This window comes from Candidatus Zixiibacteriota bacterium (assembly GCA_026397505.1).
Taxonomy (GTDB): Bacteria; Zixibacteria; MSB-5A5; order GN15; family PGXB01; genus JAPLUR01.
In genome coordinates this window covers 70,233-83,052 of record JAPLUR010000052.1, presented here as the reverse complement: position 1 = coordinate 83,052, position 12,820 = coordinate 70,233, and the positions used below count along the sequence as shown (strand labels likewise).

8 protein-coding genes are annotated in these 12,820 nt (G+C 50.4%); 6 read left to right on the top strand and 2 right to left on the bottom strand.

The window, feature by feature from the left end; all coding sequences use genetic code 11:
• From NT002_04845 to NT002_04830, 4 genes are all read left to right on the top strand, one after another.
• Positions 1-484, top strand: a 484-nt coding sequence (locus NT002_04845) for a hypothetical protein (protein MCX6828591.1), incomplete at its 5' end; no start/stop codon positions are given.
• A gap of 1 nt (position 485) precedes the next feature.
• Positions 486-2,060 carry an NADH-quinone oxidoreductase subunit M gene (locus NT002_04840; protein MCX6828590.1) on the top strand — a complete coding sequence of 525 codons (1,575 nt, stop codon included), beginning with the start codon at positions 486-488 and terminating at the stop codon, positions 2,058-2,060.
• Position 2,061: 1 nt separating this feature from the next.
• Positions 2,062-2,274, top strand: coding sequence for a Uxx-star family glutaredoxin-like (seleno)protein (locus NT002_04835; GenBank protein MCX6828589.1), 213 nt, complete (start codon positions 2,062-2,064; stop codon positions 2,272-2,274).
• A 48-nt stretch (positions 2,275-2,322) separates the two neighbouring features.
• Entirely contained in the window at positions 2,323-3,768 is a 1,446-nt protein-coding gene (locus tag NT002_04830) for an NADH-quinone oxidoreductase subunit N (GenBank protein MCX6828588.1), read from the top strand.
• A gap of 72 nt (positions 3,769-3,840) precedes the next feature.
• On the opposite strand, the gene NT002_04825 is transcribed toward NT002_04830, so the two are convergent.
• The gene (locus NT002_04825; protein MCX6828587.1) at positions 3,841-6,558 is read right to left on the bottom strand and encodes a S8 family serine peptidase; all 2,718 of its coding nucleotides are present in this window, start codon (positions 6,556-6,558) and stop codon (positions 3,841-3,843) included.
• A gap of 665 nt (positions 6,559-7,223) precedes the next feature.
• Here NT002_04825 and NT002_04820 point away from each other — a divergent pair.
• The gene (locus tag NT002_04820) at positions 7,224-9,293 is read left to right on the top strand and encodes a DUF87 domain-containing protein (protein ID MCX6828586.1); all 2,070 of its coding nucleotides are present in this window, start codon (positions 7,224-7,226) and stop codon (positions 9,291-9,293) included.
• A gap of 811 nt (positions 9,294-10,104) precedes the next feature.
• Here the strand turns inward: NT002_04820 and purF are convergent.
• On the bottom strand, positions 10,105-11,508 hold the full coding sequence (purF, locus tag NT002_04815; GenBank protein MCX6828585.1) for an amidophosphoribosyltransferase: 1,404 nt from the start codon (positions 11,506-11,508) through the stop codon (positions 10,105-10,107).
• 269 nt (positions 11,509-11,777) lie between these two features.
• Between purF and NT002_04810 the strand changes: the two genes are divergently transcribed.
• Positions 11,778-12,557 carry a hypothetical protein gene (locus tag NT002_04810; protein MCX6828584.1) on the top strand — a complete coding sequence of 260 codons (780 nt, stop codon included), beginning with the start codon at positions 11,778-11,780 and terminating at the stop codon, positions 12,555-12,557.
• Positions 12,558-12,820: the final 263 nt, after the last annotated feature.

Sequence of the window (12,820 nt, the reverse complement as noted above, 5' to 3'; positions counted from 1 at the left end):
TGGCGGTAGCAATCAGTTTGAAAAATTCCTCGAGCCGGTGATGAGAGAGCATCCCGCAGCCGAATCAGCGCAGGCATTGTCCGCTTCGGTGCATAATGGCAATACCGAAATGATTCTTATGGTCGTTTCGGTGGCACTGATACTGCTTTCCATATATCTCTCAGATTATCTGTATGTGAAGAACATCGGGCTGGTGGGAAGGATTCAAAAATCAGTCTCCGGCCTGTACCGTCTGATTTATGGAAAATACTTTATCGATGAATTATATAATGCTGTCATTGTTCGCCCGCTGGTCGGACTGTCGCTCTTTCTTTGGAAAATTATCGATGTCATCCTCATTGACGGTCTCCTCAACGGGCTGGCCATTCTGGTCGGTGATATGTCGCTTGGCGTCAGGCGGATTCAGACCGGCTCGATCAGAACCTATACCACTATCTTTCTTGCGGGTGTGATTGTGATTATTGGGTATTTTGCCTTAAGGTGATATGAATATAGATATTCTGACATTGGTTACCTTTTTCCCGCTGTTAGGGGCCGGCCTGCTATTACTTGTTCCGCCCGGTCGGAGCGACTCCATCAAAGGGGTCGCCATCATTATCGCTTTTATCACTTTCCTTATTTCCTTATTCCTGTACGCCGGATTTGACCCCTATGCCAACGGCATGCAATTTGAAATCAATATTCCCTGGATAAGCGGATTCGGCATTAGCTATCATCTGGGTATCGACGGCATCTCGCTTCTGCTTATCATGCTGACGACGATACTTTCCCTTATTGCAATTGTATCCTCCTGGGGCGCCATCAGAACCGGCGTTAAAGGATACTACATTTGCATGCTCCTCCTGGAAACCGGGATGCTTGGCGTCTTTGTATCGCTGGACCTCTTTCTCTTTTATGTCTTCTGGGAGGCGATGCTGATACCGATGTATTTCCTTATCGGTTTCTGGGGCGGCCCGCGCCGGGTCTATGCCGCGATTAAGTTCGTTCTCTTTACCATGTTCGGCTCGCTCTTGATGTTGGTGGCCCTGTTGTACCTTTTCTTCATGTATCATACATATACCGGTGAGTACACTTTTGACCTTTTGAAACTCTATCAGATGCCCATTCCACTGGGCGCGCAGACCTATATGTTTCTTGCTTTCGCCCTGGCCTTTGCCATCAAGGTGCCGCTCTGGCCCTTCCATACCTGGCTTCCCGATGCCCACGTGGAGGCGCCGACTGCGGGCTCCGTTATTCTCGCCGGAGTGCTGTTGAAAATGGGTACTTACGGTTTTATCCGCATCTGCCTTCCCCTTTTCCCGCAGGCCACCCTGCAATTCGTTCCTTTGATTTCGGTGCTGGCCATTATCGGTATAATCTACGGTGCGCTGGTGGCGATGGTGCAACGCGATATCAAATCCCTGGTGGCTTTTTCCTCGGTATCGCACCTCGGTTTTGTCATGCTCGGAATGATGGCGCTGAATCTCCAGGGCCTGGAGGGTTCCGTGATACAAATGATAAATCACGGAATTTCCACCGGTGCTCTCTTTTTAATTGTCGGGATGATTTATGAGCGACGCCACACCCGGCAAATTGCGGACTTTGGAGGATTAGCCAAATCGATGCCCGTCTTCTCGACTTTCTTTATGATTGTGGCCCTTTCCTCCATTGGCTTGCCTCTCACCAACGGATTTATCGGTGAATTTCTCATACTGCTGGGGACTTTCAAAGTCAATCCGGTCTATGCCGTACTAGGTGCCTCCGGCGTCATTCTGGCCGCCTGCTATATGCTGTGGATGTTGCAGCGGGTTATTTTTGGCAAGATAACGAACGTTGCCAATCAGAACCTGCACGACCTATACGGGCGCGAGAAGCTGGTGCTAATACCCCTGGTGATTCTTATCTTCTGGATCGGCATCTATCCCAAACCGTTCTTTGTCCGGATGGAGCCGGCCGTGAAGAATATTATCCAGATTGTGAATAAGGCCAGGGAACAGCAGGCATTGAAGAATCTTCTCCCGGAATATTCCTCTAGAATGGAGAAATCACAAAACTTTTGCCTGAAGATACATGGCGAGTAATATGAAAAATGTCACCATTTACACGAAGCCGGGTTGCCCTTATTGTGCCGCGGCCAAAGAGCATTACACGGGTCAGGGTATCTCTTTCAAGGAGATTGATGTCTATTCTTCGGATGAAGCCAAAGAGGAAGCTCTCAGGCTGTCCGCTGGAAAAGCCATAGTGCCGATTATCGTAGAGAACGGAAAAGTAACCGTTGGCTTTGGTGGGGGCTGAGGATTTTAAGCGAGGGCATCGGTGCGATGCTCCAACTTGAGTGTAATTATGAGAATTGATCTATCGACCATAAACCCCGGGATTATTGCGCCGGAGATTCTTCTTCTCGCCGTCGGAATGCTTATCTTGATTGCGGGGAATATCATAAAAAACAGAGGCGTCATTGCCTATACCGCTTTTCTGGCGCTTCTGGCGGCTATCTTCCTCTCGATACAGCGCTGGAACAACCCCGAATCCGGATTCTACGGCATGGTCCAGGTCGATAATTTTGCTGTACTGTTCAAAGTGATATTCCTTTCCGCTTCGGCCATAACGCTGCTTATGGCCCGAAATTATCTGCAGGGCCGTAGCCTGGAACGTCCCGAATTTTATGCACTCCTCCTTTTCTCCGCCGTCGGCATGATGACCATGGCCTCCAGTTCAGATCTCATCGTGATATTCCTCGGTCTCGAAATAATGTCGGTACCTTTGTATGTCATGGCCGGGTTCGCCCGTCATGACCCCAACTCCAATGAATCGGGGATTAAGTACTTCATAATCGGCGCTTTTGCCACCGCCTTTCTGCTCTATGGCATCGCCTTGATCTACGGCGCCGCCGGTACCACCGATTTGCGAATAATCGCGGCCGAATTGAGTTTTCTTAGAGTTCACTCCGGCCTCTTCCTTTATACGGGAGCGTTTTTGGTTCTAATCGGTTTCGGTTTCAAAGTGGCGGCCGTGCCATTCCATATGTGGGTGCCCGATGTCTATCAGGGGGCGCCGACACCGGTCACCGCCTATTTCTCGGTGGCGCCGAAAGCGGCCGGATTTGCCGCTCTGCTTAGAATTCTTATCTTCGGCTTTGCCCAGATCCCCGAGATTACCTCGCTCCTTTGGATTCTCGCTTTTCTGACTATGACCGTCGGCAATATCCTAGCCATATATCAAAGCAATATCAAAAGGATGCTGGCCTATTCCTCTATCGCCCATGCGGGGTACATTCTGGTGGCTCTGACCGCCGGGGGAGAGGGTGCGGTTTCCTCGGCCGTATATTATCTTCTGGCGTACACTTTCTTCAATCTTGGCGCCTTTACGGTGATTACTATCATCGACAGTCGTATCGGCAGCAATGCTCTTATCGACGAGATGAAAGGCCTCTCCGGGTGCCATCCCTATCTGGCGGCGTTGCTGGCCCTTTTCATGCTGGCCCTTTCCGGATTTCCCCCGACGGCCGGCTTCTTCGGCAAATTTTATATTTTCTCGGAGGCCGTGCGCAGTGGATATATATGGCTCGCAGTTATCGGCGTCATGAACAGCTTTGTCTCCGTTTACTATTACTTCCGTGTCGTAGTGGCGGCCTATTTCGGGAAACCGGAACAGGAATTCCGACCTGTGGCCTACCGCCCGGCCCTGCTTCTGGCGCTGCTGATTACCGCCACCGGCACCCTGCTGCTGGGATGTTTCCCGCAGTACTGGGTGGAACTCTCCCGTGCAACCATGTTCCCATTTCTTTGATTCATCCCCATGGTGCCATAAGTAATAAAAAAGGCCCGTTTCGGGCCTTTTTATTCAATCTCATTTTTCCGGCTACATTATGAAGTAGCACGGATCCGGCCCGCCTTTATAAAGATAATTAATCAGGTAGGTTATATCGGCAATATTGGTGAGTCCGCTGCAGTTGACATCACCGGAAATAAGCGGTACCGGCGCCGGCCCGCCTTTATAAAGGAAATTAATCAGGTAGGTGATATCCGAAATATTAATCAGCCCGGTGGCATTAACATCACCCGCCATGACTTTCACCGGCTGGTCAAAGCGGACCGCTTCCAAATTATTGACGACATGCTCGGACGGCGTGCCGGAATCGCAATATGGAGTGCACTGGCAATCAATCTTGCTCAGACCGATGAGGGCCGAGTTATTCAGCCCGGTCGTGCCGACCGATTGATACTGGAAAGTTATATCGCCCCACTTGGTCAGTATGATTTCGAAAGTAGTCAGCGTATCGCCGGTAGAATTGAAATTACCGACCCGGTACCACTCAATAACAGTTGAATCGTGCGTGGAGCTATTGTAGATATAAATATCGCCGTGTCCGTCGCGGGCGGCATCCATTGTCAAATCGTTCCAGAAGGGAGCGACAAAAGTGGTGAACGGGTTTCCCGGGATATGGAGAAATTCATAAAACCCGTTATTATTGACATCGGCGTTCGTGAACGAAATAGCGCCGTTTACCCCGACATAGTACTTCAAGTAAGTAGTATCGTAGAATTGAAACGCGAAAGGCAGGTCGAACGGCCCCGATGTCCCATCATCAAGCGGGGTCGAGGCAAAATGATTGTAGAAACTGCTCTGCGGTATCAATGTCCCGATAGTCTTGGCATTGATCCAGTTGTAAGTCGGCCCCTGTGGTTCGCCGCTGGCATAAATCTTGAAAGTGGTATCGGCGCTGCACGGCACCTGAAGATAAACCGGAACGTACGCAATCGAATCAAGTGTCTGACCGGAACGGCTCCAGGAAATCTCTATAATCCCCTTGTAATTGCCCAATGTTGAGGGTACCACGGAACCATCCAGAGTAACCGTGACTTGAATCGAATCGGCGGCATTTACCGTCCCGGATGAGGGCAAGGCCTCCAACCAGTTGCCAATAGGTGCTTTGGGAAGGCTGTCATTTCCAACCATGGAAAAATCGAGCCCGTAGGTATTGGAACGATTGTGCAGCCAGACCGGAATGTTTAACGTGCTTCCCTGAGCCACAGTAGTATCAATATAAATCGGCTCGGTATACAGTGACGGGGGAGGAGTCAAATTCAGAATTGCCCCGGCCAGATCGGGACGAGGCCCGATATGCAGACTGGTATTACCCTGTTGAGGCGAGCCGGTCGCCGTCATAACTGTTCGTACCATATCCGAGGTAAGAACCGCCCCGTAATTCGCTTTGTAGTACCCCTGAAGGCAGGCGATCGAGCCGGTTACGATGGGCGAGGCTGATGATGTTCCGCCGAAGGTCGCCGTATAATACTGGTTGGTATCGCCGCCGCCGTTGTAAAGACCGCCGTACCCGGTGGTATAAACTCCGTAGCCGTATCCCTGAAGGTTCACCCTGGCGCCATAGTTGGAAAATCCCAGTTTTGAGCGATCGGTGCCATAGACCCCGCTCGGCGGCGCCCCGGCCCCCGCCAGAATAGCATGCGAGTTGCGATTGGTCGTATCGAACAACTGACCGTAGAGATTCAAATCGTCGAAATTTTCCGCGCCGTTGCCGGCCGCCTCCACAACTACCACTCCTCTGGCCCAGGCGTACTGAAGCGCATCAAAGTTGTCCTGCCAGTATTCCATGCAGACATACCCAAGCTGATCGGTGCGCGATTGAAAATTATAATGCGGCCCGGGAGCATGCAGTTCGATGAGAAGCAAGTCGCCGCGATTGAGATTGTCCACCGCCATCAATATTGCCTCCGAAACACCCAGCGCCTCAACCGATACCATTCCAACATCCGCTCCGGGGCTGATACCGGTGACACCGAATCCGTTATCGGTGGCAATCATTTCTCCCAACACCGCCGTGCCGTGGTCATCCTTTCGGCTCGGATCCCCGGCAATCAGTTTCCCCAGTGCCCGACCCAAATCCTCATGGGTCATATTCCAGCCGTACTCGATATCGATAATTTTCACTCCCGTACCGTCGCCGCCCGGCTGCGTCCTTGCATAATAAGAATCAACTCCGCCTGGCGCGACTTTCAGATAATCCTGATTCGGTTCAAAATTGGGCGTGGCGGAAATATCGAGTTTGCCGGCCGGTTCCGGAACCGGCTCGAAATAAGCTATTTCAACGATATCCAGCCCATTCAGGCGGTCGATTATCTGCTCGGCTTCGGCATTGCCGGCCACATCGATTTTATAGTACAAATTCAGATCGGCCAACTGCCGGCGCGAGGTCGCCTCATATATTTCCTTTGCTTTATCCAGCACCTGTTCCGATTTCCCAAACAGGCGGTTCAGCCGCCCGTTGGTGTAAGGCTTTAATAGGGCTTCGGCCTCTTTAATCGAAAATCCTTCTTTCGCCACAAACTGGCTGCCGCGCAGCCGCACCTGTGACCCCTCTTTGAATTTCACAACCACCCGCGACATCTGGGCCTCGGGCGCAATTTGGGTTGATATTGGCTTAACCGGCACGGCTCGTTTCTGAAGAACCAGACCGGCATCTTTGGTCGGCTCCGGGCGTGCGCCCAGAGACAGTTGGGTGAGGATTATGGTGGTGAGAAATAAAGCGCTGAAGAAAATCCTGCGTGGCCGAAACATTTTACCTCCGATTTTTTTTAATATATACGGCGCAGACGCCATTATTATCAGTCCAAAAGACAGGTAACTTGATACAATTCAATTAAATATACCCGTAATTCCGTTTTTGTCAACAACCTTTTCTCCTCTTATCGGCGGAAAAATGCCGTTTTGTAACCGCTTGCCCCTTACTCGTGGGCGTCTTGAAATATGTCCTTTGTGCCAATGTCCTGGACGTAATTGTAGGGGCGTATTGAAATACGCCCATATCGCGCCGTCAGTCCCGACTTTTGTCGGGATTTCCTGACAGATAATCCGGCTGGACAAACGTTCCTGCAACGCAAAGAAATGTCATTCCCCGCTGCAGCAGGGAATCCAGAAATCAGATCTCCGGTCATCGAAAGAGGAATTTATTGCTTGACTTGTCATCCGCCTCCGCTATATCATGCGCGTAATTCTGATTGACATTGCTTCGGCAATTTACGATAATTGGCACAGCGTCTAACGCTCAAAGAAACGGCGCAATACTTGAAAATGGGTGAATTGATCGACTACAAACTGGAAAGATGCGATACTCGTTTCGCAGGCGGCTTATGCAGCACATGAGGCAGTACTTGGGTTGTCAAGCGAATTCATAATAATCAATTTTAGGCCCCTGTAATGGGTGCGAAAGGAGATAGAGCAGCGTGACCAAATCTGGGCGGATCACACTCTTCATAATCAACTTCTTCCTCCTGATGGTGATCTTTTTCGTCACAACAGGTCGTTTCTTTCCGTCTTCAGAGCAGTCCGTGGTCCTTTTTTCCTCGTTGCTTATGCTATCGTTCGTTACGCTCTTCCTTGAGCATTTCTTCACGTCACCAACTGACGTCATGGCATCAACTATCGCGATCTTGCTGTTGCTGTCGCCGCTTCACCCCCAGTTGTCGAAGCTCGGCCGATGGTACTGGATCTTCTTTGGATACAACCTCCTTCTCCTGCTGACGTCACTGGTCGCGCTACTCTTGCTGGACGACAATAAGTCGTCAGCGGCGATGCAGAACCGCGTCTCATCGACTCTAAAGAGGTTCTCTGTCTTCTTCGGGAACGGGCGCTTTCTCTTCTTTGTGCTGTTTTTCCTAACTCTTTTGTTCTACGTGGACAGTCAATCCGGTCGGTTTCTCGTCATAGCAGGTTATGCATCGGTGATCCTTCTCATTGACCCCAAGGGCTTTGTGCTCTCGTCGTGGCGGTCGAGGCGAAAGGCTGGCCTCGACATTGGCGAAATAATCGGGGTCCAATCACGGAACACGTTTCTGGCAAAGCTCTACACCGAGCGCGTTCCAGTAAGGCGATTTGACATAGTCGCATTTCGCTACTCCATGGACGAGGGGCACCGTGTTTTCAAAGGGATGATTGTCGACAATTTCCTCTTGAACGAACAGCAGTGGATCAAGATTCTTGCCACCGATGATATCCTTAAAGCGCTCGGGTCCGAACCACACACCGAGATCGGTGCTACGAACGTCGTATCTAAGATCCAGGGGTGCATTGTGCCCGAGTTTCTTGGGCGCTTTGTTGGCCTGGTTATCGAGCGATCCAGCATCATGAAATTGCGTTTCGACTATGCAGGCCGTCTTGGGATTTCCGAAGGAAATTTGCTCGAGGCACATGTGTCCGGTAAGAAAGTGCTTTACCAGGTCACCCAAGGCCTTACAGAAATCGAAGCGTTGGAGCAGAAAAATGAGGCAGGTCTGGTCGTCGGTGAATCTGTCCAGCTCGGGATCTGGGATCCCGACCGTTTGCTTTTCGAGAAGTATGGTTGGGTTCCCGAAATCAATACACCTCTATTCATGGCATCGCATGCGCCTGAGTACGTTGCACAGCAAGGGGAAAAGCAGGTTGGGTCCATTCCTGGAACTAACTATCCCGTGCTGATGAACCTACGACAAGCTGTGACACACCACACGGCAATTCTCGGTATTACGGGATCGGGTAAGTCCGTTTTCTGCCGCGACCTGATTCGAAATATAATCGTCAATGGCACCAAGGTGATTTGTGTCGACTTTACAAATGAATATCGCAACAAGTTTCCGAATCTCGCGCCGGCGAATGTGGTCACAGATGCGCACAAAAAAGAGCTTTTTGAAGCGATAAATCTGCTTTCGACGGAACTAGAAAAGTTCGGGAGCCAGCAGAACAAGAAACTCATTGCGGACATGACCCAAATATTAAAGGAGCGCTTTTACGAAGCAGTGAAGGTATTCATGCAGTCGGACAAGACGCTCGCACTATTCGAGCTCCCAGATGTTTCAAACACAACCGGCATCCTGGAATATACCAAGTGGTTCTTTCATGGGCTCTTCCAGGTCGCGAGGCAAGATGCCAACTTCGGCAAGCAGGTGTGCGTTGTTCTGGAGGAAGCACACACAGTGATTCCAGAATGGAATTTCATCGGTGTGGAGGAGAAGAAGGCTCAATCTTTAGTGAACAGCATCAGCCAAATCGCCCTCCAAGGCCGGAAGTACAACGTTGGCTTCATTGTGGTTGCACAGCGAACCGCCAACGTTTCCAAAACAGTCTTGACTCAATGCAATACTATAGTGGCGTTTCAGCAGTTCGATAGGACAAGTTCCGATTTCCTGCTCAACTATATGGGTGCGGAAATGGTTGCGGCACTTCCTGCCTTGCGCTTTAGGCAGGCCATCGCCGTAGGTAAGGCATTCAGGTCCGGCGTACCCCTGATCTTCGAAGTGCCCGTAATAAAGGAAGAATGACGCAAAGCCAGGTGCCTCAACCCACCTATGCTGCGCCGTGAAACAGCGCAGTTTTGCAGCGCAAAATCCCGAAGGGTTTTGCGAATGGGTAGTATTCCCCCGCCAATTTCAAAATCCCCGTCAAACCGATGGTGAATTCCGGGCAACCCCCATTGCTAGAGAGCACGGCCATAGGAATGTCTGTAGCTGCCGTAGGTCGGGTTCCGAAAATTCCTCGCAAGAGGAATTGAGAAACCCGACAATTCTTCTTCAATCAAAATATATATCGAATCGATGGTGATTTGCCACCACCCCCCATTTATAGAGAACACAGTTATCGGAATATCTGAATAAAACCAGATTATTCCCGGCTAAACTTATGCTCTTTTGAGATTGAAAATTGACTGGAATAATTAATAAATGAAGAAACAAACCCAAATTACTTGGTCAGATCCATCACGTTTAATGCATTGTTACACATGCAACTTACGCCAAATTCAAACGGCCCGAAAAACGATTAGAAATCTCAGAAAGCAAAGCCAAATCCTGTCATCCTCTTGCCACACATGCAATTGGCCTGTATTAATTTGGCTTCGCTTTTTTTGGCACGCCCTAACTCCTTGTGGCACACTAGACTCGGTGGCCAATTGAACCGCCATAAGGAGGGAAGAGGTATTCGTGTGTACGAAAAACGCAATAGCTGTCATCCTGGACTTGATCCAGGATCCAGGGGGTGGCAGCTTAGGTGGAACTGATTTGCGGCTTTCTGGATTCTGGGTCAAAGCCCAGAATGACAAGAGCAAGCAGATTTGCTATGTGCGGTAAAAAGGAATTACAGCTTTTCCAGCCGGAGCTTGTCGGTGACTTTCTCTATTTTGACCGGATACTTGCCCGAAAAACAACTGACACAGAAATTGTCGTGCGGCAACGAGGGCATCGAAAGCATCCCCTCAATCGAGAGATACCCCAGAGAATCTACTTCAAGATACGCCCCTATCTCCTTGATAGTCTTGGCGGAAGCTATCAGCTCCTTCCGGGTCGGCATGTCGATACCAAAGAAACAGGGGGAGATAATCGGCGGCGCGGAGACCCGGAAATGAATCTCTTTTGCCCCTGCCGACCGAATCAACTTGACCAATTTTTTCGAGGTCGTCCCGCGAACTATGGAATCATCCACCACCACCACCCGTTTATCCTTGATCGCCCCCTTGACCGGGTTGAATTTGACTTTAACATCGAGGTCCCGGATTGTCTGCTCCGGGTCGATAAAGGTCCGCCCGACATAATGATTGCGTATCAGGCCGATTTCAAACTTGATCCCCGATTTTTCGGAATACCCCAGCGCGGCGGTGTTGGCCGAGTCCGGAATGGCGATGACGATATCGGCCTCAGCCGGATGCTCGATCGCCAACTGGCGCCCCAGGCGACGACGCACCTTGTCGACATTTTCCCCGAATATCATCGAATCGGGACGGGCGAAATAGATATATTCGAAAATGCAGAAAGCATGTCTCTCTTTACGGGGAAGGAATACCGACTTGATTCCCTCGGAAGATATCTCGATTACCTCGCCCGGTTCCACCTCGCGGAGATACTTGGCGCCGATAATATCAAAGGCACAGGTTTCCGAAGCGACCACAAAACTGCCGTTGTGCTTTCCAATCGCCAGCGGCCGGAATCCAAACGGGTCGCGCGCCGCGATAATCGAATTTTCGGTCAAAAACAGAAGCGAATACGATCCCTCTACCTGTGTGAGCGCTTCACAGATACGGTTGCGCCAGGTGCGGCTCTTAGAGAGAGCCACCAGGTGCAGGATGATTTCCGTATCGGAAGTGGTCTGGAATATAGAGCCTTCCTTCTCAAGGTGCGTGCGAAGACGGTAAGAGTTGGTCAGGTTGCCGTTATGCGCAATCGCGAGTTTCTGGTTCTGGTTGGTTATCAGGAACGGCTGAATATTGGTCAGCGAGGAGGCCCCGGTGGTGGAGTAGCGGGTATGTCCGATCGCAATATTCCCTTTGAGACGGTCAATATATTTCTTGTTGGCGAAAACCTCGTTGACTTCACCCATCCCCTTATAAATATGCACCTGCCCGTTCCCGGCGCTGACTATTCCGGCCGACTCCTGCCCGCGGTGCTGAAGCGAGTACAGTCCAAAATAGGTGAGCTCGGCGGCCCGGTTGGTGCCGAAAATCCCAAAGACCCCGCAGTTGTCATGTATCAGATGCGATTCAATCATTTCCACCGTCTCCGAAAAGCCATGAATCTAATATGGTGCTTTCCAGTTGTCAAGCGGCTAATGCCTCGGAGGGTATAAATGTGAAACAAGTTGCAGATTCTCTCAGCCATAAATAATCACCATTCATCAGCTATGAATTGCTGTCTCATAACTCTATATAGAATAATAAAATGCATTTTCCCTATAAAAGTTCCCTTTAACTGTAACTGCTCCCTTTACAAACTGTTCCAAAGGCATATATTTTGCGTCAATACCTGTCGAGGTCAAATATGTCCCACGAAATGATTGAACAGAAAGCTCTCCGCCAGTTCGAAATAATGCGTGATATCGCTATTTCGGCCTCCTCGGGAGGCAGCCCCTCCGAGACCGCCGAGAGAGCGCTTCGCGGAGCGGTTAAACTGGTCGGCCTTTCCGCCGGGACGCTGGTTCTCTGGGATGACCAGGAAACTCCCGCTCTGACTGTGACCTTTGCCGAAACAGAACAGGAAAAAACAGTCCTTCTTGAGTTGGAGCAGGAGCTTTTTGGGAATCTTCGCAAGAACAGGAAACTGGTCTCCGCCTATATGTCGTTTGGCGGCGAGAAACCACTGGCAACATTCACTCTCCCACTTAAAAAAGGGGAGAACGTGCTTGGGGCGGTGATTGGTGTTCAGCCGGGCACCGGAACACTGGTTAAAGAGGATTTCTTTCTGGAGGCGCTGGCGGCGGCGCTCTCGTTGGCAATAGTTGCCGGCGGCGCGGAACCAACTGCGGCGGATATCGCCACCAGAATCAAGAAGGAACGTCTTGAGGCAATCAAGGAAACCGCCGCGGCAGTCAGCCACGAAATCAATAATCCCCTGACCGCCGTGCTGGGGAACGTGCAATTGCTCCTGATGAAGCGGGAAGACCTTGATGAGGATTTGAGAAAGAAGCTGAAAGTTGTTGAAGAATCTGCTCTAAGAATTAAGGATGTGACCCAGAAACTTATGAATATCACCCACGAACGAGTGACCGACTACGCCGCCGGATTAAAAATGATTGATCTCTCGGATGAGGAAAGCACCTAGTTCCCCCTTATATCCCTACCTCACCCAGCAAGGCCGGTAGCCCGCCACTACCGGCCTTAATTATGTCGACCGGTTCTGGCTTTCTGTCATCAAATGATGACATCTGTGCAATTGCCAGTTGCGCCCGTTACCGGTAATATCAATATCAGGCCTCCCAAATTCCCCTTGACTTTTTTCTCAATAAGTGGTTGTTTGACAGTCTGATATACGTATTTTATTCGGGCTCGCCTGAGGGCGAGCAAAAAGATGATTAGAAAGGTTGT